A 24,901-nucleotide genomic window follows, 5' to 3' on the forward strand; every position below is an offset into this window, starting at 1 on the left:
TACGGCTTCTCAATTTTATTCAAAAACACCTTCAAAAAACACCCAAGTTTTCTTAACTTTGCGGCTTAAAACAATACCCTTCAATGAGCCAGCCAGTAAAGATCAAAAACGCTTTAATTTCAGTATATTATAAAGATGGTTTAGCGCCATTAGTTCAACATTTAGCCGAGCAGGGCGTTACCTTATTTTCTACAGGTGGCACCGAGCAATTTATCAAGGATCTGGGATTGCCGGTAACGGCGGTAGAAGACCTGACCAGCTACCCTTCTATTTTGGGTGGCCGCGTAAAAACCCTGCACCCGAAGGTATTTGGGGGCATCTTAAACCGCAGGGGCCTAACTGCCGACCAAGAACAGATTACCCAATACGAAATTCCGGAAATAGATTTGGTCATTGTTGACCTTTACCCTTTTGAGGAAACCGTAAAAGCTGGCGGAACCGACGAAGAAATTATCGAGAAAATCGATATCGGTGGCATTTCGCTGATCCGCGCGGCGGCCAAAAACTTCAACGATGTGGTAATCATTGCCTCGAAGGCAGATTACGGCACCTTATTGCAGCAATTACAGGAACAAAACAACAGCACTACCTTGGCGCAGCGTAAGGCTTATGCCAAAAAGGCTTTCCATACTTCTTCGCATTACGATACAGCCATCTTCAACTATTTCAACAACGAGGAGCCTTTAAACGTGTTTAAACAGAGCATTGCACAGGCCCAAACTTTGCGCTACGGCGAAAACCCGCATCAGCAAGGTACTTTTTACGGCAATCTGGAAGAAATGTTTACCAAGCTGAACGGCAAGGAACTGAGCTACAACAACCTGGTTGACGTGGATGCCGCAGTAAGCTTAATCGACGAATTTACCGAGCCTACTTTCGCCATTTTAAAACACACCAATGCCTGTGGCGTGGCTTCGCGACCAACCATTTTACAGGCCTGGATCGATGCACTGGCCTGCGATCCGGTTTCGGCCTTTGGCGGCGTACTGATTGCCAACCGCGAAATAGACCTGGCTACCGCTACGGCCATCAACAACCTGTTCTTCGAAGTGCTGATTGCCCCTTCTTACCAGCCCGAAGCTGTAGAACTGTTCAGGGAAAAGAAAAACAGGGTGATTTTGCAAAGAAACGAGGTTGAATTGAGCAACAAGCAATTCAAAACCTTATTGAACGGCGTTATTGAGCAAGACAAAGACCTGAGCTTGGAAGGTGCCGAGCAAATGACTACCGTTACCGAAAAAGTGCCTAGCGCCGAATCGATCCAGGATTTGATCTTTGCCAACAAAATTGTAAAGCATACCAAATCGAACACCATCGTTTTCGTTAAAAACAATGTGCTTTTGGCGAGTGGCGTTGGACAGACCTCGAGGGTGGATGCCTTGAAGCAGGCCGTTGTAAAAGCCAATTCATTTGGCTTCGATTTGAATGGTGCCGTAATGGCCTCGGATGCCTTCTTCCCTTTCCCAGACTGCGTAGAATTAGCAGCCGAAGCCGGAATTGTTGCCGTATTGCAACCAGGCGGTTCAATCAAAGACAAGGATTCGGTGGAGATGGCCAACCAAAAAGGCATTGCCATGGTAACAACGGGCGTAAGGCACTTTAAACATTAACCAATACAACACTTGCGAAGTCTTCTATGCTTCGCAAGCGCCTTTTTAATCCCTGAACACAGGATATTGATTTTCAAACGATTTTGAACAAAATAAATACCTGGTGTCAAGGATTTTTTAGATTAAAATATAATAAAAAGACTATTTTTACATTTGAAATAGTATACATTAACAAGCATAAGATAATATACGACATAAATGGGTTTATTTAATTGGTTTACACAAGAGGTAGCTATAGATTTAGGCACCGCAAACACCCTCATCATACATAACGACAAAGTAGTAGTTGACGAACCTTCTATCGTTGCCTTCGACAGGCAGACTAACAAAATCATCGCCATTGGCAGACAAGCCATGCAGATGGAAGGCAAAACCCACGACAACATCAGAACGGTAAGACCTTTAAAGGACGGTGTAATTGCCGACTTTAATGCGGCAGAAGCCATGATCAAAGGCATGATACGCATGTTGAACGGCGGCAAAGGCTGGATGTTCCCTTCGCTAAGAATGGTGATCTGTATTCCGTCGGGCATTACCGAGGTAGAAAAACGGGCGGTTAGAGACAGTGCCGAAATTGCAGGCGCCAAAGAAGTTTACCTGATTCACGAACCGATGGCTGCCGCGGTGGGTATCGGCATTGACGTAGAAGAACCCATGGGCAACATGATCATCGATATCGGTGGCGGAACAACCGAAATTGCAGTTATTGCGCTTTCGGGTATCGTTTGCGACCAGTCTATCCGCGTTGCGGGAGACAACTTCGACTCTGACATTGTGAATTACATCCGTCGCCAGCACAACATCATGATCGGCGATCGTACCGCGGAAAAAATCAAGATCGAAGTTGGCGCTGCCTTGCCAGAGCTTTCCGACCCGCCGGCAGATTTTGCCGTTCAGGGCAGAGATTTGATGACCGGCGTACCTAAACAGATTACCGTTTCGTATACCGAAATTGCGCACTGTTTGGATAAATCGATTTCGAAAATAGAAGAAGCGATTTTAAAGGCCCTGGAGATTACGCCACCTGAGCTTTCGGCCGATATTTACCAAACCGGCATCTATTTAACCGGTGGTGGTGCCCTTTTGCGTGGCCTGGACAAACGTGTGGCAGCCAAAACCAAACTGCCGGTACACGTAGCCGAAGATCCGCTTCGTGCCGTAGTACGCGGCACCGGCATTGCCCTGAAAAACATTGGCAACTTTAAATTCTTAATGCAATAAAGTTAATTTAGATCGTAGATTTACGATTTTAGATTAATGAATAGCGAGATTTTAAAAAAACGGACAAAGACCTATGCAATATCAATCGGCAAATTGATTATTGATTTGCCTAATAATGTATTAAATAAAAACTATTCAAATCAACTGGTTAGAAGCTCAAGCTCTGTTGGCGCAAACTACAGAGCGGCCTGCAGGGCCAAATCGACAGCAGATTTTTTGAATAAATTAAAAATTGTTGAAGAAGAATTAGATGAAACGATGTTCTTTCTAGAATTGCTGGAAGAATTCAATCCTGAAAAGAAGTCCATAATACAAGAAAACTGGAAGGAAGCGAATGAGCTGCTGGCCATCATGGTGGCATCAATAGTGACTATTCGTAAGAACCTGGAAAATCGTAAATCTTAATTTGTCAATCGTCATTCTAAAATCGTAAACCAAGATGCGTAACCTTTGGCTTTTTATCAGTAAATACAACGCATTCTTCTTTTTCATTATTTTCTTTGCGGCGGGCATCGTATTAACCCTAAAAAACAATGCCTACCAACGAAGTATTGCGCTTAATTCTACAAACGAAGTGGTTGGCAGCGCCTACGAGCGTTTAAACGTACTGAAAAGATACCTGAACCTTGGACAGGTAAACGATAGTCTGGCGCAGGAAAACGCCAAGCTCAGAACCGAGCTGATTGCCCTCAAAAACATCGACAGCAGCCAAACCACCAAGGTTAAAGACAGTGCCAACAACGAGCAATATACTTTGGTAGCGGCCAAAGTGATCAAAAATTCCATTACCAGCCGCAATAACATCATTACCATTAACCGGGGCAGCTTAAGCGGCATTGAAAAGGATATGGCTGTTATTTCGCCCAACAAGGGTGTGGTTGGTTTCGTACAGGATGTTTCGCCAAACTTTGCCACTATCCGTTCCTTATTGCACAAAGGCACTTCGATTAGCGTAACCTTAAAGAAAAACAACGTATTTGGTTCTTTGGTATGGGGCGATGGCAATTTTGATTTTAGAAAAGCCTATGTGAAGGAAATCCCTAACCACATCAAGGTAAACCTGCGCGACACCATTATTACTTCGGGTGCCGGCGATTTCCCCAGGGGCATAGAAGTAGGCCGCATCAGCAAAACACGCGTGGCCAGTGGCGACAGCTTTATGCCGTTAGAGATCGTACTCTTTAATGATTTCAGTACGTTGCAATATGTTTACGTTGTGAAAGACCGCTTGGCCAAAGAACAAAAAACCTTAGAAAGCAATTTGCCCAATGAACAGTAGAACCATATTCATTAACATTTTCAGATGGTTTGTACTTTTGTTCGTACAGATTTTCCTGTTGCGCAACATGGGTTTTTACAACCTTTCTACCCCATTCGTTTATGTCTTGTTTTTATTGGTATTGCCATTTGGCATCCCCAACTTCCTGCTGTTTTTGATCGCTTTTGGCACCGGATTAACCCTCGATGCTTTTTATGATACGCTTGGCGTACACACCTCGGCCTGTGTGGCCTTGGCTTTTGTGCGCATCCTCTTTATATCGGTCAGTGTTACCCGCGATGCCTTTGACGAACCCGAGCCTTCTTTGGGCAATATGGGCTTCAAATGGTTCAGCATTTACGCCATCCTGTGTATTTTGGCACATCACCTGGTTGTATTTTTCCTAGAGGCTTTTAAGCTGAACGAAATTTCATACACCCTGGTGCGTTGCCTGATCAGTGTGGCTTTTACGCTTTTTTTGGTGCTGTTGGTCGAATTTATTTTCCATAACAGAAAGGCAAACTAATGGAGCAACTGTTTAACCGAAAATATACTATCCAAGGCCTTTTTATCGTGCTGGCCTTGATCTTGCTTGGCAACCTGTTCTATATCCAGGTAGGAACCGACAAATATTTTACAAGCGCCAATAACAATGCCTTGCGCAGGTTTTATGTGTATCCGGCAAGAGGAGTGATTATGGACCGCAACAATAAGGTATTGGCGCAAAACCAACCCACCTACGATCTTTTGGTGACGCCCAATGAAGTCAAAGACTTCGATACACTCTCGCTTTGCAATGTAATTGGCATCAGCATGGAGGATTTCAGGAAGAAATTCCACAAAGCGGTAGTCCAATCCAGGTACCAAGCTTCCATTTTCCAGAAATTGCTATCTGTAGAAACCTATGCTTCGCTACAGGAAAAGATTTATAATTATCCAGGATTTTATGTGCAACAACGCACCATCAGGTACTATCCTGATAGCATAGCCGCACAGTTTTTGGGTTATTTGCGAGAGGTAAACCCAAAAGACATCGAACGTTATGGTGGCTACTATCGTTCGGGCGATTACATCGGCAAGAGCGGCATTGAACGTGAGTACGAACCCGTACTAAGAGGTACTAAAGGCGTAAAGAATATCCTTTATAATGCCAAAAATATACCCCAAGGCAGCTATGCCAATGGCAAGCTTGATTCAATGGCAGTATCTGGCGACCAATTGATATCGACCATCGATAGCCGGATACAAAAACTGGGCGAGCAGCTATTGGCCAATAAGGTAGGCAGCGTAGTAGCCATCGAGCCTAGCACAGGCGAAGTGCTGGCTTTTGTAAGCAGTCCAGGCTACGATCCGAACAAGCTTGTGGGAGGTAATTTTAGTCCTAATTACCTTGAGCTCTATGCAAACCCTTACCGGCCTTTTATCATCAGGCCGCTTCAGGGCAAGTATTCTCCGGGTTCGGCCTTTAAGCCCCTAGACGCCCTGATTGCCTTGAGCCAAGGTGTAGTAGATATTAATACCACTTTCAATTGTCCGGGTTATTACTGGGCAGGTGACCGTAAATTCAAATGCGAACACGTGGATGGCAACATTAGCCTCAAAAGGGGAATTGCCCGCTCTTGCAACACCTATTTCTACAGTATTTTTGCCAAACTCATGACCAAAAACGGGTCTTCGAGCGCCAGTCAGCAAGCTACCTACGAAAAATGGCAGAACATGGTACGCAAATTTGGCATTGGAGATACTTTAGGCATCGATCTTCCGGCAGAAAAAGCCTACAAGCTTTTCAGAAGAGAGGATTATACCAAAATGCACGGCAAATACTGGGGCAATACCACTATTTTATCGGTGGCTATTGGCCAGGGCGAAATTACCACTACCCCCCTACAAATGGCCAACATCATGGCTATTATTGCCAACCGGGGCTATTACATCAAGCCACATGTGGTCAAAGGCATCGGCAGCGACAGACATATCGACCCTAAATACAAGGAAAAACACTATGTTGACATTGATGCGAGGTATTTTGATCCGGTAATCGATGGCATGCAAGACGCGGTAAACAGCTCATGGGGAACTGCCACCGAATCGCGCCTGCAGAATATCATCATGTGCGGCAAAACGGGTACCGTTCAAAACAACCGTGGCAAAAACCACTCTGTATTTATTGGCTTTGCCCCGCGCGACAATCCGAAAATTGCCATTGCTGTTATTGTTGAAAATGGAGGTTACGGCGGCGCCTATGCCGCGCCAATTGCCAGTTACATTACCGAAAAGTACCTAACCGATACGTTAACAGGGCGAAGGATTAACGGCAGCACCATCGACATGTACAAGGCTACTAATTTGTTGCCAGAACTCAAGGCCGCAAAACCTGCCACTAAAATAATCAATAAAACCGATAGCCTGCACCAGGCAGACAGCCTGAAAAAAGCGGCACCAAAACAAGCTATACTCCATAACAGCCCATTTAACAAAACAGCCATTAAGCCGAAGAACAATGCAGCAACAAAGTAACCGCTTCTTTTTTAATGTAGACTGGGTAACCATCCTCATTTATATGGCTTTGTGCATCATTGGCTGCGTAAGCATCTATGCCAGCGTTTATGACCCGGCCAGACCAATGGATTTTAGCTTTGCCACCATTTATGGCAAGCAATTGTATTTTGTGATTGCCGGTTTGGTGGTAGGCTTCTCTATCCTGTTATTTGATGCCAAGTTTTTCAGTGTATTTGCACCCATTATTTACGGGGTAACCATGATTTTGTTGCTCGTGGTATTGGGTGTTGGCCGTAACGTTGGCGGCAATCAAGCCTGGATTCCAATCGGTTCGTTTCGTTTGCAACCTTCCGAATTTGCCAAATTTGGTACGGCTTTGCTCCTGGCACGGTATATCAGCACTTTTAACGTCAAGCTCAATTCGCTTAGGCCGATTATGATCTGCGCGGCCATTATTGTATTGCCTATGGCCCTCATCATGCTGCAACCCGATGCGGGCTCTACCCTGGTTTTCCTGTCGTTTATGTTCCCGTTGTACCGCGAAGGCCTGCCTGGCTATTTGTTGATCATTTTTTGGGGAATGGTGTTGCTCTTTATCCTGAATCTGTTTTTAAGTCCGGCTTTGTTAATTGGCGGCATCCTGGCCTTGGGTGGCCTATTTATCTACTACAACAGAAAGCGCCAGCAAAAAATCATCAGCATTGCCGTTATCACCTTGATATCCGTGGGTTACTTGTTTGTAGCCAAATTCTTGTTCAACAATGTACTGCAGCCACACCAACGTGCGCGTATAGAACTTATTCTAGGTCTTAAAACCGACAATAAAGGTGTAGGCTACAATGTAATCCAATCTAAAATTGCCATCGGCGCCGGCCAGTTTAAAGGCCGGGGCTATTTAGAGGGCACCCAAACCAAGTTTGGCTATGTACCTGCCAAAAGCACCGATTTTATTTTCTCAACCATTGGCGAAGAATGGGGTTTTATTGGCTGCTTCGTAGTTATTGGGCTTTATGTTTTTCTTTTGCTGCGTATTATCAATATTGCCGAACGACAACGCTCTGCTTTTTCGAGGGTGTACGGCTATTGCGTGGCCTGTATTATTTTCTTCCACGTGTTTATCAATATCGGCATGGCCATCGGCATTATGCCCGTAATTGGCATTCCCTTGCCTTTTATTAGTTATGGTGGCTCTTCTTTATGGAGCTTTACCATTCTTTTGTTCATCTTCCTCAAACTCGATTCAAACCGGATGGGCTTCATCTAGCTTGAAGCGATTAGGGTTGGAAAGTTGAAGGTTGGAAGGTTGAAGGTATGAGGGTTGGATGGTTAAGACATTAGATTTTTCATGGCGTCAAGCCAGAATCTTCCACAGGTGAAATTTTGAATCAGCCTTGCACAACGACTTGCAATAAACCAATCCACGAATAACCAATGACCTTAAGCCTTAAACCGCTGGTTTAGCAAGGCGTAGAACTTATCAACCGTAGCTTGTTTTTCGGCCCAGTTGTTTTTAACGGCATAGTTTTTTTGGAAAAATGCATCTGCAGCCTCGAAACTCTGCATTTTATTGGCCAGATCAATGGCTTCGGCATAGGCCAGGTTATAGCCATTAAACAAATCTTTAATATAAAGCAATTTATCGTTAAGGCTAATGGCTTGCTTCAAATCTTTAATGGCGGTTGTATTGGCGCTGGTATTGATGTTGCTTGACGCTGTCTTACCGGCCAAGATATCGTTTAAAGTAGGTTTATAGCTTGGGTCTTCAACTGGTTCAGCAGTATTGACCTTGGTTTCGGCAACCGGGGCTTCTTGAAGGTCGAGATCGGCGGCAACAATCGGAAACTCTTCTTTTGCTTCCTCCTTGTGCACCAAAAATGGCTCTGGCCCAATTTCGTCTTCTTCCTCGTTGGCCGGCTCTTCTTCAGTTTCTGTCAATTCTATTGCTTGTGCCTCTGCAGCTGCCTGCTGGCTCAGCTTTTTCTTTTGGGCCAGGATGCGTTCTTCTTCCTCGCTTAATGGTCGGTCGAAAATCTCGTCTACGCTTTTCTCCTCAAAATCGAACTGCTCATGCTCGGCGTGGTCGTTAAGGATAAACTCAAAAGTTGAGGGTTCGTTGTCCAGTTTAAAAATTTCTTTTTCTATGGTTTCGAGCTTAGGCTCAGGGGCTGGCTCAACTTCTTCTTCTTCCGGCTCGGCCACAGGGGCTTCGGCGATTTCCTCGGCAAAAGCTACGGCCTCTATTTGCTGCGCTTCCTGCACATCGTTACCAATGGCCAGTTCTTCGCTTTGAGGTGTTTCAACAACTGTTTCGTTGGCCGGTGGGATAGCCAAAGGTGTTTGCGGCGCCTGGTTTATTTTTTTGATGATCTGCACATGATCGGCTAAGAAATTGGCATTGGCATGGAAAAGCTCGAGCTCTAACTCATTGAGCTGTTGCGGGTTTTGAGCCAAAAACTGATACTGATCGTTTAGCTCGTTTAGTATCAGTCCTAATTTCTTGAAAAGATCTTCCTGCTTCATCATAGCTTTTTAACGAAAAATTGAAGGTTTTATGTTAGTAAATGACAATCAAAAGTACTATAAAATTCTTTTATATTTGGCTAAAATACCTTTACAAATGTTATTCAGCGAGCAGAATTTTAGAAGAGGCGAATTTAGCGGGAGCATCGAAGTAATTTGCGGTTCCATGTTTTCGGGAAAGACGGAAGAATTGATCAGGAGATTGAAACGCGCACAAATTGCCAAGCTGAACGTAGAGATATTTAAACCCAAAACCGATACCCGATACGATGAAACTGCCGTGGTTTCGCACGATTTGAATTCGATTCCTTCTACTCCTGTCGACAGCTCTTCGGCTATTCTGCTCTTGGGTACCAACACGCAAGTGGTTGGGATTGACGAGGCACAGTTTTTTGACGACGAGTTGCCCGAAGTTTGCAACAAACTCGCGCTAAAAGGTATCAGGGTGGTCATTGCAGGTTTAGATATGGATTTTTTGGGCAAGCCTTTTGGCCCCATGCCAGCGCTCATGGCCATTGCCGAACATGTTACCAAAGTAAACGCCGTGTGCATGCAATGTGGCAGTCCGGCGGTATATTCTTACCGTACCGTGGCCAGCGAAGCCAAAGTGCTGTTGGGCGAAAAAGAAAGCTACGAGCCCCGTTGCCGGGCCTGCTACCATGCTTTAGGCTAAGAGATGTACGATTTTATATTGACGATTTTAGATTTAAATGATCTTGAATCAAATTATCAATCGTAATTCGTAATTGTCAATCAAGCTGTCGTCTTTGCACCTTAAATTTGTCTCATACTGCCTGCCTTTCTTATCCAAGATTTTTTGAACTTTAGGCATTGAAACTTAAAACAGAAAAATCATGACCAAAGAAATATGGCTGAACCTGCCCGTTAACAACATTAAACGTTCGGTGGCTTTTTTTACCCAAATTGGATTTACGCTTAACCAGAACCAGCCAGTTACCGAAAACATGGCTTCTCTGCTTGTTGGCGACAAGAAATTCGTTATCATGCTGTTTACCAAAGAGCTATTCGAAGGTTTTTGTAACGATCGTACCGCCGATCCTAAAAACGGAACCGAGGTACTTTTTTCTATCGATGCCGAAAGCCGTGATGAAGTTGATTCGCTCTTGCAAAAAGCCGAAGATGCCGGGGGAAGCATTTATGCCAAAGGTGGCGAAAAAGACGGCTGGATGTACGGTGGCGGATTTATTGATCCCGATGGGCACCGCTGGAGCGTATTGTACATGGATTTTAGCAAACTGCCAAGATAGCTCGCCGTACAACGTTTAATCCCTTAAGAAGTTAAGGGGGCGCTTTGAACCAGCAAAACAGGTTTACTTGTAACCCAACTCGGCGATCCTTTACGATTCACCACAGCTAACTTCCCAATCTCACATCTCAAATCTCATATCTCACGTCTCATATCTCAAGCCTCACCAAAACCTACAATCATGGAAAAGATGAAATTTAATGTCGAAATTAATGCTCCCGCCTCAAAAGTCTGGAACGTACTTTGGGACTCAGCCAGCTATCCGCTTTGGACCGCTGTCTTTGCCGAAGGCTCACGCGCCGAAACCGATTGGCAAAAAGGCAGCAAAGTCTTGTTTGTTGACAACAGCAACCGTGGCATGGTTTCGCGCATTGTGGACAATATACCCAACCAATTCCTATCTATCGAACACCTGGGCGGTTATGACAACGGTGTAGAAGACTATGAAAGCGAGCAGATCAAACAATGGGCCGGTGCGCAAGAAAACTATACGCTTAAAGAAACCAATGGTGCCACAAACCTGCTCATTGAAATGGATTTAAGCGGTGTTGACGCAAAAATGATCGAATATTTTGAAAACACCTGGCCAAAAGCCCTTCAAAAAGTAAAACAGCTGGCAGAGCAATAAACTGCCAGCTTAAACTCTTATCGGTTATAGGGCCTTTCGTTAATCCAGTTCAATTTGCGTTCGGTAAGCTCGAATCTCATTTTCTTCAGCGTAATTTCTACGGAATCGCCAAACAAAACACCTTTTAGCCATAGTTTGTTAGAATCGGGCAAACGATAATCCAGCGTACTCGGAGAAGTCATCTCCTTCGAAGTGCTGAATATCATTTTCCTTTTAGCCGTATCGATGCGCGCGAAGGGATAGCTGTATTCGCCATTGGGCATTTTAATGGCAGCCTCACCAGGGCGCTCCAACAGCAACATCTTCCAACGGTCTGCCCTTTCTGTTTCTTTTGGAATGGTTTGTCCGTTTTTTACAAAAGTTTCCACTTCATAGGCACCATACAGCAAAGATTTAGGTGCATCCCTTCCGTACACCGGTCTTAACGATACCACTTCCCAAACGCTACCGAACACTACGAAAGCAATCAAAAGGTATTTCAGGGTATATTTTGCTATGTTTTTCCATTTTTTTGCAACCACCGGCGAAGCTAGGGTTCTCAGCGTAGTTCCATGCCCCCTCACAAAAAAATTAAACAAACGCACAAAATTCGGCGCCAACAAAAAAAGACACATCACCACCAAAGCGGTCGAAATGATCTTAACCGGTACATCATAAAAATAGTTTACCGCCATCACGTTGACCGTAGTCATGAGCGAAATAATGGCACCTAAGGTAACCGTCTTCCTAAAAAACAGCAAACCTGCCGAGACTTCGGCTACTCCCATAAAAAGATTATAACCTTTAGAAAAACCAAGGAAAGTCCAGGCCAGGCCCATAGGCGAAGATTCGCCATACGTAGTAATCAAACGAAACAGATTTGGTGCCGGGAACTGCAGCTGGACAACCTTTACCATGCCGTAATTAATGAGCATGATGCCCACATAAAACCGAACGGCTACGCTGAGCCAATAGAACAAGCGGTTGTAGTTTGTGCGGCTCCGATCCAGTATACTCCAAACAATCGTTCCAACAGCGGCCACAACAGCCACGCAGAGCAAAACCACATAATCGTACGTGGTATCGCCACTGCCATTAGTAAATTCTGTAATCGGATAAGGAAGTTTGAGCCAGGCCTTGCCCAGCCAGGGAATAAAAACATGCAATAGCGATAAGGGATATTTCATGATTGCATAGAACATGGGCAAGGTTCCATTGTTAAAGAAAACCATGAACAGGCCAAGCAACAGGAAAGCGAATCTAAAAACCAGCTTTTCCGAGGTGGACCATTTTTGCAGGGTATTTTCCATAAATATTTGGTTGATAAGCTAAAGAAACCGATTTTATTTCAAAAATCGAATAGCCGACCAGAGAAAATTCAGTGCTGAATTTATTTTGTATTTTTATTTGGAATAAATCCAAATAAACGTCATTTTTGTAGCTGTTAATTGAGCAGGCCAACAAATGCAGGAAACATTGTCAATCCCTTCCATCAAATTTGCCGAAGTATTTAGTACTGCCGAAGGTGCTATCTATCAATCCGACAGCGAAAATTGCTGGTACATTGATTTTGCAGGCAAAATGGCCCGTTTCGACTACCGCAACCTCTTGAAGCTCAAAAAAGCAGTTTACCAAATCGATATTGAAGGTCTTTTGCTCAACAGTGATAAAACTGCCGATGTGGAAATCCTCTTTATCTGTGCCTGCGATCATTGCTATGTGCTCTCGCTGCTGCAGATCATCAAACTGAAAGAACTGCTGCAAGGCACCTTTACCATGCTCGAACTGAACCATATCATTTACGACCGGCTGCACCGACTGGCCTGTTGATGATTGGACTTAGAATCTTTCCATATTGCCTTTAAATTCTTTGCGCCAACATATTAGCGCTATTTTTGTTATATAGTTTTACCCAAAGACAAAGATCATGAAAGACATTATGCGTGTAAAATGTTTGCTTTCTGCCGATATAGAAATGCTCATTAACCAACAGATCAAAAAAGAAGCCCACTCTTCGGCCATTTACCTTTCAATGGCTTCATGGTGCAACCAAAACGGCTATGATTTTTCATCGGATTATTTCTTTAAACAAGCCGAAGAAGAAAGACAGCACCAGTTGAAATTTTTTAAATATGTACTGGATATGGGCGGCAATGCGGTTTCGCCGGAAATTACCAATGTAAAAGGCGAATACAACTCGTTCCGCGAGGTTTTTGAAGAAGCTTTGGACCAAGAGATCGCGATTACCCAATCCATCAAAAACATTGCGGCCCGATGCCACAAGGAGCAGGACTATGTAACCTTAGAGTTCTTGAACTGGTTCTTCAGAGAGCAGCGAGAAGAAGAATATAAAGCGCGTCGTGCCCTCGAACTATTTGATGTAATCGGCGAAGAAGGCACCGGCAGATGGCAGATAGATAAACATGTAGGCCAAATCAGCTACGACAGCGAAGCCTAGGCTACGTTGATTGAACCAATAAAAGGCATGTATTGAAACAATATGTGCCTTTTTTGTTTTATATTGATGAAGAAATGAAAAGCCATGTCTAAAAAAGACAAAAAGAAGAAAAAAGACAAGCACAAATCAAAAGACAAGAAGAAAAAAGAGTGCTGCGAAAAGTACCTCCGGGGCAAGAGGTGCAAGAATTGTCCTATGGAATGAGGCTATTTCCTTCTGCTCAGTCCAGTTTAGCTGCGCTGGCAGTTCCGGGTTTGAACACGCTAAACGCCGCCCTATGCTCATCCAGTCAGTTGTGTTGTTCAGAACTATGCCAAAACCCATCACCACTCCTTTAAAAACTATCTCCTCATCAAAGGGCAGCCGCTTTCCTGAAGTTTTTCTTATTGCTCTCATCTCCGCCAATTAGAAATCATCTTCTTATCTTCTCTTCGGTAAAGCTCATGCTTCCTTCAAACTGCCTACCAAAGATATACCGGTATTTCGAATAACCTTGCGTCTTTATCTTTTGTGGATTGCGAAAAATCCTGAATGCCGTCGCGTTCGAAGTTTACCAAGTTATATGCGCTTCCAAGGCAGCACCAATTTGGCTCAAAAAATGATCAATATCACTTTTTGACCTGCAACAAATTTCACGATTCGGCCAATTAGCCCTAAAACGGGCAATAAACGCATTTTAACGCCAAAAGCAACATGGCTTATAATCATTATTGAAAGTGATGGTAATCAGCATTTTAAAAACCAGATTTACAGAACTTTACTTCATAAATCAAACGGCATGAAAGCTCAAATCAAACCTCAACCTGTTAGTGCGGCAAACCATAGGCGCTATATCTATCTCGGCCTGCTTATTCTCATTTTACAGCTCATTTTTCATTTAGCCGCTGATGCCTTGCCTATAGCTCAAAAAAGAAATTTGCAAAAGGATACGTTGGACGCAACTATAGAAAGGCTTTTGAACGATAGCCAAACCCTAGCCAATTTAAAGTTTCCCAGTACGGTAAAAAGATTCTACGCTCAACGTTCGTTTGATGAAGCATGGGTTAAAGACGATGAAAATATTAAACCGGCTACAGATGCCATGCTCTTATTGGATTGTGTAAGGCAATATGGGCTCAACAAAGAAAATTATCACCCAAAAGAATTGACTTATGGTTTGTTGCATGATGTTTTAAGCAAAGAGAATTTAGCCAGCAATGAACAAAAAGCAGTATTCGATATTCTGCTAACCGATGCCATGGTAAGCATGATATATCATTTACATTATGGTGCATTTAACCCTGTGCTAACCGACAAAATATTAGACACTGGAAGTTTGGGCGATTTACAGGCTGCAAGCTTTTTAAGCGGAGCTTTAGAGCAAAAGGATTTAATGGCAGCCATTCTCACGGTACAGCCTCAGGTTAAAGACTATATCGAACTGCAAAATTATATGCGCCTGATTACCGGCCAGTATATCTGCGACTCCTACGAAGTTCCACAAACTGAGGTACAAAACATTGCCATTAATATGGAAAGACTGCGCTGGGTAAATTGGAACAGCGGTTCGTTTCTGCACATCAATATCCCATCGTTTAGCTTAAGCTACCAACAAGCGGATACGACCTACGAGTTTAAAGTGGTGGTGGGAAAAGGCAAAACGCCAACCCCAACATTGGAAAGCCAAATCAAATACTTAGAAACGGCTCCTGATTGGAAAGTACCGCAAAGCATTTTTGTCAAAGAATTTATTCCCAAAGCATTCAAAGACAGCACTTATTTTGATCAAAACCATATGGCGGTTTACGATAGCCAAGAGAATTTTGTAAAAATAGGCAAAAGCACATTGGAAAAAATCAAGCTGCATCCTGAAAACTATCATGCCAGACAAACTGCCGGTTGCGATAATGCATTGGGCAAAGTGGTATTCCGTTTCCCAAATGCCTACGACATTTATTTACATGACAGCCCCGAACAACAGCTTTTTAAAAGTACAAGCAGAGCCTACAGCCATGGCTGCATTAGGGTGGCAAATGCCGAACTGTTGGCCGAACTGCTCTTGAAAGCCGACCAACAACCGACAAAAATAGCCACGTTGCAAACCGCCATGAAAGCGTACACCAAAAAGACTTTTTTGCTCAAAAAACCTGTACCTATTATAATTACCTATTTAACCTGTGCGGTAAAAGACGGCCTGCTTCAATACTATGATGACGTTTACCAATTAGACAGCAGCCTAAGCCTAAAAATGTACGGCAATACAAATCAACTCACTAAAAATCAACCCTAAAATATATCGCAATGAAAAAGATTCTTGTTCCAATAGATTATTCGCCCTGTGCTGATAATGCTGTACGCTATGCCATTCAAATGGCTAAAAGAATTGACGCATCGGTTCATTTGTGCCATAGCATAATGGTTCCAGAACTTATTCCAATGGCAGGACTTGTAGTTTGGCCGGTAGAAGACTATGGCCATATCAAAAAAGATGCTGATGAGGCGCTAAAAAAATATGCAGAGAAAATACGCAAGAACGAGGGGCTAAACAAAGCCGATCTGCCCATCATTACCTACAGCAGCGATATGGGCTCGGTAAAAGATACGGTAACTACGATTGCCGCTTCAGAAAAAATAGACCTTGTGGTAATGGGAACCGCCGGAGCCGGCAATATGGAGCGCTTCTTTTTAGGCAGCAACAGTAGAGATGTGATAGAGAAACCCACTATTCCGGTACTCCTCATCCCCAAAGAGGCTAATTTTACAGCGATCAGCAAAATTGCCTTTGCCACAGACCTGAGCGAAAGCGATCTTAATTCCATTCAGGCTTTAGCCAGACTTTTCTGCCTCTTTGATCCAGAAATCCTGCTTACCCATGTCAGTAACGAACCTTCCGATTTTCACGACCCAACCACCGAAGCCAATAAATTCTTAAATAGGGTAACCTGTAACATCAACTATACTAAAATTTACTACAGGCACCTCACTGAAGCGGATGTTGACAAAGGCCTAAAATGGATCGTTACGCATGGACGAATAGATATGCTGGCCATGATCCATCGTCAAACCGGTTTTTTCTCGAGACTAATTACCGGAAGCCGTACTCAAAAAATGGCCAAACTAGCTACGCTTCCCTTGCTGGTATTGCCCGAAAATAACCAACCCATAGGATGGTAGCGCAAAACAAACCAATAACCGAAGCATGACGATGACATTGGGCAGTTTAAAATCGAAATTTTTAACAGACCTGGCTCAGGCCAAGGACTTTGCCAAAAAAATAAGCGCGAGTCGCCATAAGCTCGAAACGCTGCCAATGGCACTGCAACGCTCTATTCTTCGATCAGGCATGCCTCTACAGCCGATCGTAGATGTAAATATCGAATGGATAAATGCAGGGCTCAGATTTTCAGAAAAATCAACCTGGACTGCCGTTTCCTGCATTCAACATAATTTCTTACCAGATCCCATCAGGTTAGTTTACATGAAAGCCAGAAGATTTGGCTTACTGAGCCTGGAAGCGATGGACAGTTTTCAGCATGGGTATGGCCAAATGCTAGTTAAGGCATTTGGCTTGATTACCCTTGCCAATGCCAAAGGATACGAAATAGATAAGGCCGCGCTGGTAACCATTTTGGCAGAAACCATGATCATTCCAGCCTATGCCCTTCAAAGTTATATCCATTGGGAAGAAATAGGCGATAAGACCTTAAAAGCCACCATCAGCTTCCACGGGGTCAAAGCATCGGGAATTTTTTACCTCAACCATAACTTTGAAATGGTAAAGTTCGAAACTTATGATAGGTACTACACTGATAGAAAGGGAATGTACCATCAAATACAATGGACTGCCGAGGCCCGCAATTACGCCACCAAAGATGGCCTTTCGCTACCCACTTCCTTTAAAGCTACCTGGAATAAACACGAAGGCGATTTCGACTATTTCAAAGGCGACATCAGATCCATTAGTATCAATCCCTCCCTAATTTAAAATGAATATGACCGCTCCCGCTGCTTCAACGCCCTCTGATCACCTCTTAGCAGAATCAGCCTTGGCAAGTACCAACAAAGACAATGAAAAAGTATTTCTGGAAGGGCCGAGGTCTAGGTTTAGAGAATTTGTTTTTTCATTAAAAGTGCTGTTCGAGTTTATTGCGGGCTTTAGGATACTACATTTCTTGAACCCCTGCGTTGCCGTTTTTGGATCGGCCCGCATCAAAGAAGATTCGCCCTATTACGAAAGTGCCAGAAAAATTGGGGCCGGGCTGGCTAAATTAGGCTTTACGACCATTACGGGAGGCGGACCTGGACTGATGGAAGCCGCCAATAGAGGCGCAAAGGAAAATAATGGTGCATCTGTGGGCTGCAATATTTTGTTACCCAAAGAGCAGCGCCCCAATCCATATCTGGATAAGTGGTTTAGCTGCAACTATTTTTTTGTACGCAAGGTGTTGATGTTCAAATACTCTGATGCCTTCATTATTATGCCCGGAGGGATTGGCACTTTAGACGAGTTTTTTGAAGCCTTAACCCTGATCCAGACCCGAAAAATACTCGATTTCCCGATCATACTCTTTGGCAAAGAATTTTGGGAACCCCTACGCCCCTTGTTCAACTCGATGATCAAAGCAGGAACAATTGCGCCAGAAGACCTAAATTTGATTCTTTTTACAGATTCTATCGACGAAACATTGACCTATATCAAAACCACTGCTTTGAAAAAGTATTCGGAAAAACGCAGGCAAAGCTTCCACCGATTCCGGATTTTAGGAGAATAGCATGGAAAGATATTATCTGTTTTATGCCTTGGCCTTAATGGCCGAAATCATTGGTACCATCAGCGGTTTCGGTTCATCTATCCTATTTGTGCCCATTGCCTCCCTATTCTTCGATTTTAAGGTTGTGCTGGGCATTACGGCCATCTTCCATGTGTTTAGCAATCTTTCCAAGATTTACCTGTTCCGTAAAGGAATTGACAAACAAATTGCCTTTAAAATGGGCTTGCCAGCCATTGTTTTTGTAATTATAGGTGCTCTGCTCACCAATTTGTTTCCGCAAAGAGAACTGGAGCTTATGATGGGGCTACTGGTTTTCTTACTGGCCATTTATCTCTTGCTTCACCAGAAAAGCACCATCGCACAAACCAACGGTAATTTGATCAAGGGTGGCGTAATATCAGGGTTCTTAGCTGGTTTGGTTGGTACAGGCGGTGCAATTAGGGGCCTAACTTTAACCGCCTTTGGCCTAGAGAAGGATATTTTCATTGCTACCTCGGCTTTAATCGATTTGGGTGTCGATTCGAGCCGGGCAATTGTATACACCCTCAATGGCTATGTCCACCAAGAAATGCTGCTTACTATTCCTTTCTTGCTCGCCATTAGTTTTGTGGGGACATGGATTGGCAAGCTTTTGCTCAATAAAATTTCTCAACAGCTCTTTAAACGCTTGGTTTTATGGCTCATTATGCTTACCTCCCTGGGTCAGATAGCGGTTCAGCTTTACAAACTCATAGCACCACACGTCAATGCCTAAATTCTTCACATCAATTAAAAACGAAAAATGGCCGTAGCTGTTATGGGTCTAATAAGGAGCGCTTAAATTGTGGCTTAAACATAAAAAACCGCGTCAAAACCTTTGGCGCAGTTTCAAGCTCAAATACGACTTGATCAGAAGATCATTTCCGGCACTTCAATCTCCAACTGATTATCAATGGCAAGTACTCCTGGAGCCGCCCAGGCTGCATTCTCCGCATCTTGTTTTTCGGCAAACGAACGAACTTTTCCGTGCAATACTACCTTACTTCCAATTACATCAACACTAACCTTTTTACTGTCGACAGTAGCGCTCCTTTTAAAGGCAGCTTCAATTTTCTGCTGAATATCGACAGGTTCGGCATGTGGTTTTAAGGTGATGAAATTAAGCACCGTTTTTACGCCCGCCAATTTTTCGATGGCTTTTTTGGCTTGAGTACGCTGAAAATCCCATTCCGCCTCCCCGTCAAGTCTGACCACGCCATTTTCTACTTTAATTTTGATGCGTTCGTGCTGCACGGCCGAATTCCATTCGAGCGCCCTAAGTATAGCCATGGCAATTTCAGTATCAGATTTCGCAGATTTAGCGGGCATTCTAACCTCAATATCTTCTGCTACGGCCTTTACGCCTGCGATATTTTTGGCCGCACGCTCTGCTGTAGCTTTTTTAATAAAGCTCTCTACCTGGCCTGAAAGGGTAACCACCCCGTTTTTTACAGCCACTCCAATTTCAGCTGAGCTTAAACTTGGTTGCCATTTCAGTTCAGCCAGCACATCTTTTTGAATTTCAGCATCGCTTTTCATAACTTATTGATTTAAAAGCAAAAACACCATTGTTTTTACCTCTCTAATTTCGAACTTAATTTGTTATTGCAACGTGAACCCCGTCACCAATAATTATGATACGCATCAGTTATTTTAGTATTTGCCGAATGGGTTTTGATCGTTAGGGACCAGTGTTGCTACCGGATGGGATTCATCGCCTTCGTCATGGCACGCAAACAGAATGACGTCCTGGTTTTGCTTCATCACCTTAACCGGCACATGCAGCTCGTCCTGTAGCTTAACCCTAAGCATTTCTTGGGCACAGGGCTCACCATGCACGAGCATTAGCTGTTTGGGCACAGGGTTTAGCTTTTTAACCCAGGCAATAAGTTCTGCTTGATCAGCATGGGCAGACAAACCCAATATTTCGATGGCTTTGGCCTTAACAGGATAAAATTTGCCATGTATCTTCAGCTCATGGGCGCCGTTTAGCAAAGCCCGGCCACGGGTACCCTCAGCCTGAAAGCCAATCATTAAAATCGTGTTGTTTTCATTGCCCAAATAGTGCTTGAGGTATTCGAGTACGCGCCCACCTGTAAGCATGCCACTTGCGGCAATCACTATTTTACACTGTTTGTCGTTGGCCAAACGCTGCGTATTGCTAAATTCCTTGTTAATTTTTAGGTGATGCATCATTTCGAGCCAATTGATTTTGGGCACCGTGAGGTAGTTGTCAGAAAAATTAACCGCTATTTCGGTTGCAGCTGCCGCCATTGGACTATCCATTATGATGGGGAGTGCTGTCGGAATTCTGTGTTGCTTTTTCAGCGAGCTTAGCATGTACATCAATTCCTGCGCCCTGCCCACCGCAAAACTCGGAATAAGCACATTACCGCCCTTTTTTAACGTATGGTTTATCCAGTATTCCAATTCAAGGTAAGGATCGTCATTCCCATGCAAACGATCGCCATAGGTAGATTCCATAACCACATAATCGGCCTCTGTAAAAAAATGGGGTGGTGGCAGGATTTCACTATGGGTTCTACCAATATCGCCCGAAAAGAGTATCTTTTTTCCATAGCAGGCAATCAGGGCCGAACAGGCGCCTAAAATATGTCCACAACGCCTAAAAACAAAACTGATATGCTCGCTCAATTTAAGGGATCTATCTTCCTCTACTTCTGCAAAATATTTAAAACAGGCCTGGGCATCAGCGACGGTATAAAGCGGCTTTGCCGGATGATGCTTGGTATAGTGATGCCTGTTGGCACTTGCCGCATCTTCTTCCTGAAGTTTGGCACTATCGAGCAAAATCAGCTTGGTTAAAGCTGCTGTAGGACTTGACATATAAATTTTACCTTTAAAACCATTCTTTACAATTAAAGGGATATAGCCACAGTGATCTAAATGGGCATGGGTAAGGATGATCAGGTCTATTTTTGAAGCATCGAAAGGCAAAGATTGCCAATTCTGTTCCCGCAGCGATTTAATGCCTTGAAAAAGTCCGCAATCAACCAGTATGTTCAACTCTGGCGTTTTGAGCAAATGTTTTGAGCCGGTTACCGTTGCGGCGGCGCCAAGCGATTGTAAAATGACATTCATGATCTGAGATTAAATTTTATTAATAAGACAGTTACCTGCGATCCAGCCGGATCAGCAAAACCTCAAGATATTTTTGCCTGATTGAGCCTTCTGAGTTGCTGAGCAAAGTAAATCCTGAATATACCGGCGATTATAAAGGCAATACCGGCACAAAGCACAATGTTTACCAACCTGAAAAAGGGATTGATTAAAATAACCAGCGAAGGCAAGATAAGCACCATACTGGTTACCAATAACCAAATCCAATCCCATAGGCCGGCGGCCTTTAAATTTACCGGACTGCTAACCGTCATAAAAGATTTGAACAACATCCATAAGCCTATTACCATAGGCATCAAAACCATGGCAAGCAAGGGGAACGAGAATAAGTAAATACCCAATATGAGGTCTATAAATCCGCTCATAAATATCCAGCCCCAATCTTTAATGGCTTTGCGGTTAAACAATGAAAACAGCGTTTCGAACACGCCGGTGATAAACAGGCCTATGGCCAGCAACAAGCTCAAAAACAGGTACGATTTTTCGGTCGACAAGCAGATCCACAAACCCAATCCTATAAAAAGAACACCAGATAAAAAAGTATTCCACCAATACCTCATATCGTAGCCTATTACATTATAACTTTTACTTTTCATCTGTCTATCGACTTAAAAAAACGTCCACTATTTTTCAGGAAACACCAAGAGCGGTATTTGCGTACGCCTGGCCAGCTTTTGCGTATGGCTGCCGTTAAAAATACGATCCAGCAACCGGTGCTGCTGATGAACTACGGCAATCAGGTCAACATCTTTTTGTTCGGCCATCCATGCCAGGCCATTATCGAGGTTGGTATTCCAAACGTATTCGTACTTCACTTTTGGATAGCTTATTTTGGTGCTTACCGCTTCAAAAAAATCTTCTAACCTATGCTGGTCTTCCTCATTCTTTTGGGTTTCATAATCGGTAATGTGCATCACTACAATTACCGCATTGCAACAAGCGGCAATGCCTATTAAAAACTTAAGGGGTTTTAAATCGTCAACGTTAAGATCGGTAGCAAAAACTATTTTCCTGATTTTTTTAAAAGAAGCCTCATAAGGCACCAAAAGCACGGGGTAGCTCAATCTTTCGATCATGGCTCTGCTATTGCTTCCCAATACAAATTGGACTAGTCCGCCAGCTCCCGCCATACCCATCACGACCAGATCTATTTGCTTTTCTTCAACCAAGCGGTCAACCACATCGCAAACGGTGCCTAGGTCGCTTTCACAGCTTAGTGCTGGACAGTATATATCGGTATCACGCTCACACGACGAGGCAGTAAGTTTTTCTACCTGTTTATCCAACTCGCTGGCCGCATACTGTTGCATATCGGTATAATCTAGCAATGGCCAAGCTACCTGTGCCGCCATCGGCGCCTCTGCCGGAACTTTAAAAGCATGGCAAAGTATAACCTCAGCTTTGGCCATCTTTGCCAATGCAATACCGTAATGCGCCGCATTTTCTGCAGGCACTGAAAAATCGGTGGGTATCAATATCTTTTTCATCATGTTATGGATTGGCTATTTCAAGTACAATTCTTCCTTCTATTTCTCCTTTTTTGAGTTTATCGAAAACAAGGTTAATGTCTTCGAGCTTAGCTACATGGACCGTGGCCTTAACTTTCCCTTCAACGACAAAAGCAATAGCTTCCTGCATATCTTTTCTGGTTCCCACAATAGATCCTCGTATGGTATATCTGTTAAGCACCGTATCGAAAATAGGCAGGTCAAAATTTCCCGGAGGCAGGCCATTTAAGGAAATGGTTCCTTTTCTTCGGAGTGCAGCCAGGGATTGGCTAAATGCAATTGGAGAAACAGCGGTAACCAAAACGCCATGCATTCCGCCGGTTTGTTGCTTGAGAAATTCTCCAGGCGCTGTAGTCCGTGCATTAACAGTTAGGTCGGCCCCCAGCTCTTTGGCCAAAGCCAGTTTATCGTCAGCAACATCAATGGCAGCCACATGCAGCCCCATTGCCTTTGCATATTGAACAGCCAGATGGCCCAATCCGCCTATGCCCGAAATGGCTACCCATTCGCCAGGCTTGGTATCTGTTTCTTTTAAGCCTTTGTATACAGTTACTCCTGCACAGGTAATGGGTGCCATTTCGGCGAAGTTTATACCGGCTGGAAACCGGGCCATATAGCGGGCATCGGCAACTACATATTCGGCGTAGCCACCGTCTACGCTATAACCCCCGTTCTGTTGCGTTTCGCAGAGTGTTTCCCAGCCCGTTATGCAATACTCGCAGCAACCACAGGCACTAAACAACCACGGTGCACCTACAATATCGCCTTCTTTAACATTGGCAACTCCTTTGCCAAGGGCAACAACATAGCCAATAGCCTCATGCCCAGGCACCAAAGGAAGTTTAGGTTTTACAGGCCAATCGCCCATGCAAGCATGCAAATCGGTATGGCAAACCCCACTGGTAATTACCTTAACCAGCACCTGATTTTCTTTGGGTTCCTTTACCGCTATCTGTTCTATCTTTAAGGGCTGGCCAAACTCATGGAGTACGGCGGCTTTCATTGTTTTGGGAATCATGACTATTGATTTGGATGAATAATTAATTTTCTGGCCAACACCTCTTATTATACCGACAGGGTAAAGGGTTAAAATAAGCTAGCCAATGTACTAACAACCTTTGTTTTTACGACATAAAGCTATTGGTTATGAACAACTTAAATAATGACAGCAATCATTTTTAAAAATGATTGTAGACGCAGCAATGCCAATAAACACGATACAGACAAGTCAAGGTGGATACGAATTTCTCACGTACAATGAACAGGGATATTCAACATTCCGATCAACAGCAAGGTATATCAGTTCAACGGATGTTGTAAAAGGCAAACAGCTTTAGAGCCATAGCAATATGGCTCTTTTATTTAGATACCGGAAGTATGGATGCAAATGTTCTAATTTTTTACATACACTGACAGAGACGTATAATCATCAATATTATTTATACCTTGAATGAAGGCTTTGAATCATTAATAAAACTGCCGTTTTACCTTGGAACCCCGGTTATGGGCTTTTCATTTAGAGCATTAGAGTTCTCAAACGAATGTTTGGAGCTTTAACACCAACAACCCGCATGATATTGTAAAAGCTTGCCGTTTCTGTCTTTACGTGGTAAAAAGACAACAAACCTAAAATCAATAAAAATGAAAACAGCGTCAACGCTCAGCAAAGCTGAAATGAAAAAAGTTACTGGTGGGGTTATTTAGATGTTCCAATCTCATATGATGGTTAGCTTAATGACGAAATTCGCCAAGCAATTAACGAATCTATATGTGAAGACGCGTATGATAATATGCCTGACTAAAGAAGATTATTTCTAAGATTAATTTAAGAAGGTCGTCTTCAACCGAGATGGCCTTTTCTTTTGATTGTATTGATTAATTGCTTTGCTTTAAACTGTAAGATATATTTAAAGACAACTACATAATGAAAAAAATCATGTTAGTGATCGTTCTGTTTACATTATTCCTGTCTCTTATACACATCTAAAAAAGGGGGGGGGGGGGGGGGGGGGGGGGGGGGGGGGGGGGGGGGGGGGGGGGGGG

At 43.6% G+C, this 24,901-nt stretch carries 25 protein-coding genes; 17 read left to right on the forward strand and 8 right to left on the reverse strand.

Features of this window, described 5'->3' with window-relative positions; all coding sequences use genetic code 11:
* The first annotated feature begins 83 nt into the window (after positions 1–83).
* The 7 genes from purH (at position 84) to rodA (ending at position 7,852) form a co-directional block, all read left to right on the forward strand.
* A complete protein-coding gene (purH, locus tag JHD69_RS09715) occupies positions 84–1,610 on the forward strand; it encodes a bifunctional phosphoribosylaminoimidazolecarboxamide formyltransferase/IMP cyclohydrolase (protein WP_199139758.1) in 1,527 nt (508 codons plus the stop codon).
* A 198-nt stretch (positions 1,611–1,808) separates the two neighbouring features.
* Positions 1,809–2,831: a rod shape-determining protein gene (locus JHD69_RS09720; protein WP_055132282.1), complete on the forward strand. Its 1,023-nt coding sequence runs from the start codon at positions 1,809–1,811 to the stop codon at positions 2,829–2,831.
* A gap of 36 nt (positions 2,832–2,867) precedes the next feature.
* Complete coding sequence (locus JHD69_RS09725) at positions 2,868–3,236, forward strand: four helix bundle protein (protein WP_199139760.1); 369 nt, start codon at positions 2,868–2,870, stop codon at positions 3,234–3,236.
* 34 nt (positions 3,237–3,270) lie between these two features.
* Positions 3,271–4,110: a rod shape-determining protein MreC gene (gene mreC, locus JHD69_RS09730; protein ID WP_199139762.1), complete on the forward strand. Its 840-nt coding sequence runs from the start codon at positions 3,271–3,273 to the stop codon at positions 4,108–4,110.
* Entirely contained in the window at positions 4,100–4,615 is a 516-nt protein-coding gene (locus tag JHD69_RS09735) for a rod shape-determining protein MreD (RefSeq protein WP_199139764.1), read from the forward strand. Before mreC ends, JHD69_RS09735 begins: the two co-directional genes overlap by 11 nt.
* On the forward strand, positions 4,615–6,606 hold the full coding sequence (mrdA, locus tag JHD69_RS09740; RefSeq protein ID WP_199139766.1) for a penicillin-binding protein 2: 1,992 nt from the start codon (positions 4,615–4,617) through the stop codon (positions 6,604–6,606). The genes JHD69_RS09735 and mrdA overlap by 1 nt, the downstream gene beginning before the upstream one ends.
* Positions 6,590–7,852 carry a rod shape-determining protein RodA gene (gene rodA, locus JHD69_RS09745; protein ID WP_199139768.1) on the forward strand — a complete coding sequence of 421 codons (1,263 nt, stop codon included), beginning with the start codon at positions 6,590–6,592 and terminating at the stop codon, positions 7,850–7,852. The genes mrdA and rodA overlap by 17 nt, the downstream gene beginning before the upstream one ends.
* A gap of 173 nt (positions 7,853–8,025) precedes the next feature.
* Here the strand turns inward: rodA and JHD69_RS09750 are convergent, their stop codons facing one another.
* Positions 8,026–9,108 carry a hypothetical protein gene (locus JHD69_RS09750; RefSeq protein ID WP_199139770.1) on the reverse strand — a complete coding sequence of 361 codons (1,083 nt, stop codon included), beginning with the start codon at positions 9,106–9,108 and terminating at the stop codon, positions 8,026–8,028.
* Positions 9,109–9,205: 97 nt separating this feature from the next.
* Here JHD69_RS09750 and JHD69_RS09755 point away from each other — a divergent pair, with 97 nt between their 5' ends.
* From JHD69_RS09755 to JHD69_RS09765, 3 genes are all read left to right on the forward strand, one after another.
* The gene (locus JHD69_RS09755; protein ID WP_199139772.1) at positions 9,206–9,781 is read left to right on the forward strand and encodes a thymidine kinase; all 576 of its coding nucleotides are present in this window, start codon (positions 9,206–9,208) and stop codon (positions 9,779–9,781) included.
* 181 nt (positions 9,782–9,962) lie between these two features.
* The gene (locus JHD69_RS09760) at positions 9,963–10,376 is read left to right on the forward strand and encodes a VOC family protein (RefSeq protein ID WP_199139774.1); all 414 of its coding nucleotides are present in this window, start codon (positions 9,963–9,965) and stop codon (positions 10,374–10,376) included.
* Positions 10,377–10,556: 180 nt separating this feature from the next.
* On the forward strand, positions 10,557–11,003 hold the full coding sequence (locus JHD69_RS09765; RefSeq protein ID WP_199139776.1) for an SRPBCC family protein: 447 nt from the start codon (positions 10,557–10,559) through the stop codon (positions 11,001–11,003).
* Positions 11,004–11,020: 17 nt separating this feature from the next.
* On the opposite strand, the gene JHD69_RS09770 is transcribed toward JHD69_RS09765, so the two are convergent.
* Positions 11,021–12,292 (reverse strand): hypothetical protein, encoded by a 1,272-nt coding sequence (locus JHD69_RS09770; protein WP_199139778.1) that lies wholly within the window; start codon positions 12,290–12,292, stop codon positions 11,021–11,023.
* A gap of 154 nt (positions 12,293–12,446) precedes the next feature.
* On the opposite strand from JHD69_RS09770, the gene JHD69_RS09775 reads away from it, so the two are divergent.
* Both JHD69_RS09775 and JHD69_RS09780 read left to right on the forward strand, forming a co-directional pair.
* Positions 12,447–12,812, forward strand: a complete 366-nt coding sequence (locus JHD69_RS09775; RefSeq protein WP_199139780.1) for a hypothetical protein — start codon at positions 12,447–12,449, stop codon at positions 12,810–12,812.
* A 97-nt stretch (positions 12,813–12,909) separates the two neighbouring features.
* Positions 12,910–13,440 carry a ferritin gene (locus JHD69_RS09780; RefSeq protein WP_199139782.1) on the forward strand — a complete coding sequence of 177 codons (531 nt, stop codon included), beginning with the start codon at positions 12,910–12,912 and terminating at the stop codon, positions 13,438–13,440.
* A gap of 126 nt (positions 13,441–13,566) precedes the next feature.
* Here JHD69_RS09780 and JHD69_RS09785 read toward each other — a convergent pair whose 3' ends face one another.
* Positions 13,567–13,836, reverse strand: a complete 270-nt coding sequence (locus tag JHD69_RS09785; protein WP_199139784.1) for a hypothetical protein — start codon at positions 13,834–13,836, stop codon at positions 13,567–13,569.
* 382 nt (positions 13,837–14,218) lie between these two features.
* On the opposite strand from JHD69_RS09785, the gene JHD69_RS09790 reads away from it, so the two are divergent.
* From JHD69_RS09790 to JHD69_RS09810, 5 genes are read left to right on the forward strand one after another with little or no spacing between them, the layout of a single operon-like run.
* A complete protein-coding gene (locus JHD69_RS09790; protein WP_199139786.1) occupies positions 14,219–15,709 on the forward strand; it encodes a L,D-transpeptidase family protein in 1,491 nt (496 codons plus the stop codon).
* An 11-nt stretch (positions 15,710–15,720) separates the two neighbouring features.
* Positions 15,721–16,593 carry a universal stress protein gene (locus JHD69_RS09795; protein ID WP_199139788.1) on the forward strand — a complete coding sequence of 291 codons (873 nt, stop codon included), beginning with the start codon at positions 15,721–15,723 and terminating at the stop codon, positions 16,591–16,593.
* 25 nt (positions 16,594–16,618) lie between these two features.
* Positions 16,619–17,404, forward strand: a complete 786-nt coding sequence (locus JHD69_RS09800; RefSeq protein WP_199139790.1) for a DUF6920 family protein — start codon at positions 16,619–16,621, stop codon at positions 17,402–17,404.
* 7 nt (positions 17,405–17,411) lie between these two features.
* Positions 17,412–18,191 (forward strand): TIGR00730 family Rossman fold protein, encoded by a 780-nt coding sequence (locus tag JHD69_RS09805; protein WP_199139792.1) that lies wholly within the window; start codon positions 17,412–17,414, stop codon positions 18,189–18,191.
* Position 18,192: 1 nt separating this feature from the next.
* Positions 18,193–18,945, forward strand: coding sequence for a sulfite exporter TauE/SafE family protein (locus JHD69_RS09810; protein ID WP_199139794.1), 753 nt, complete (start codon positions 18,193–18,195; stop codon positions 18,943–18,945).
* A gap of 134 nt (positions 18,946–19,079) precedes the next feature.
* Here the strand turns inward: JHD69_RS09810 and JHD69_RS09815 are convergent, their stop codons facing one another.
* The 5 genes from JHD69_RS09815 to adhP form a co-directional block, all read right to left on the reverse strand.
* Positions 19,080–19,748 (reverse strand): BON domain-containing protein, encoded by a 669-nt coding sequence (locus tag JHD69_RS09815; protein ID WP_199139796.1) that lies wholly within the window; start codon positions 19,746–19,748, stop codon positions 19,080–19,082.
* 114 nt (positions 19,749–19,862) lie between these two features.
* Complete coding sequence (locus JHD69_RS09820; RefSeq protein WP_199139798.1) at positions 19,863–21,311, reverse strand: MBL fold metallo-hydrolase RNA specificity domain-containing protein; 1,449 nt, start codon at positions 21,309–21,311, stop codon at positions 19,863–19,865.
* Positions 21,312–21,373: 62 nt separating this feature from the next.
* Positions 21,374–21,946, reverse strand: coding sequence for an HdeD family acid-resistance protein (locus JHD69_RS09825; RefSeq protein WP_199139800.1), 573 nt, complete (start codon positions 21,944–21,946; stop codon positions 21,374–21,376).
* 27 nt (positions 21,947–21,973) lie between these two features.
* Positions 21,974–22,837, reverse strand: coding sequence for a universal stress protein (locus JHD69_RS09830; RefSeq protein ID WP_199139801.1), 864 nt, complete (start codon positions 22,835–22,837; stop codon positions 21,974–21,976).
* Positions 22,838–22,841: 4 nt separating this feature from the next.
* Complete coding sequence (adhP, locus tag JHD69_RS09835; RefSeq protein WP_199139802.1) at positions 22,842–23,876, reverse strand: alcohol dehydrogenase AdhP; 1,035 nt, start codon at positions 23,874–23,876, stop codon at positions 22,842–22,844.
* Between the last annotated feature and the right edge of the window lie 1,025 nt (positions 23,877–24,901).

Source organism: Pedobacter sp. ASV12 (assembly GCF_016429155.1).
In the GTDB taxonomy this organism is placed as follows: Bacteria; Bacteroidota; Bacteroidia; order Sphingobacteriales; family Sphingobacteriaceae; genus Pedobacter.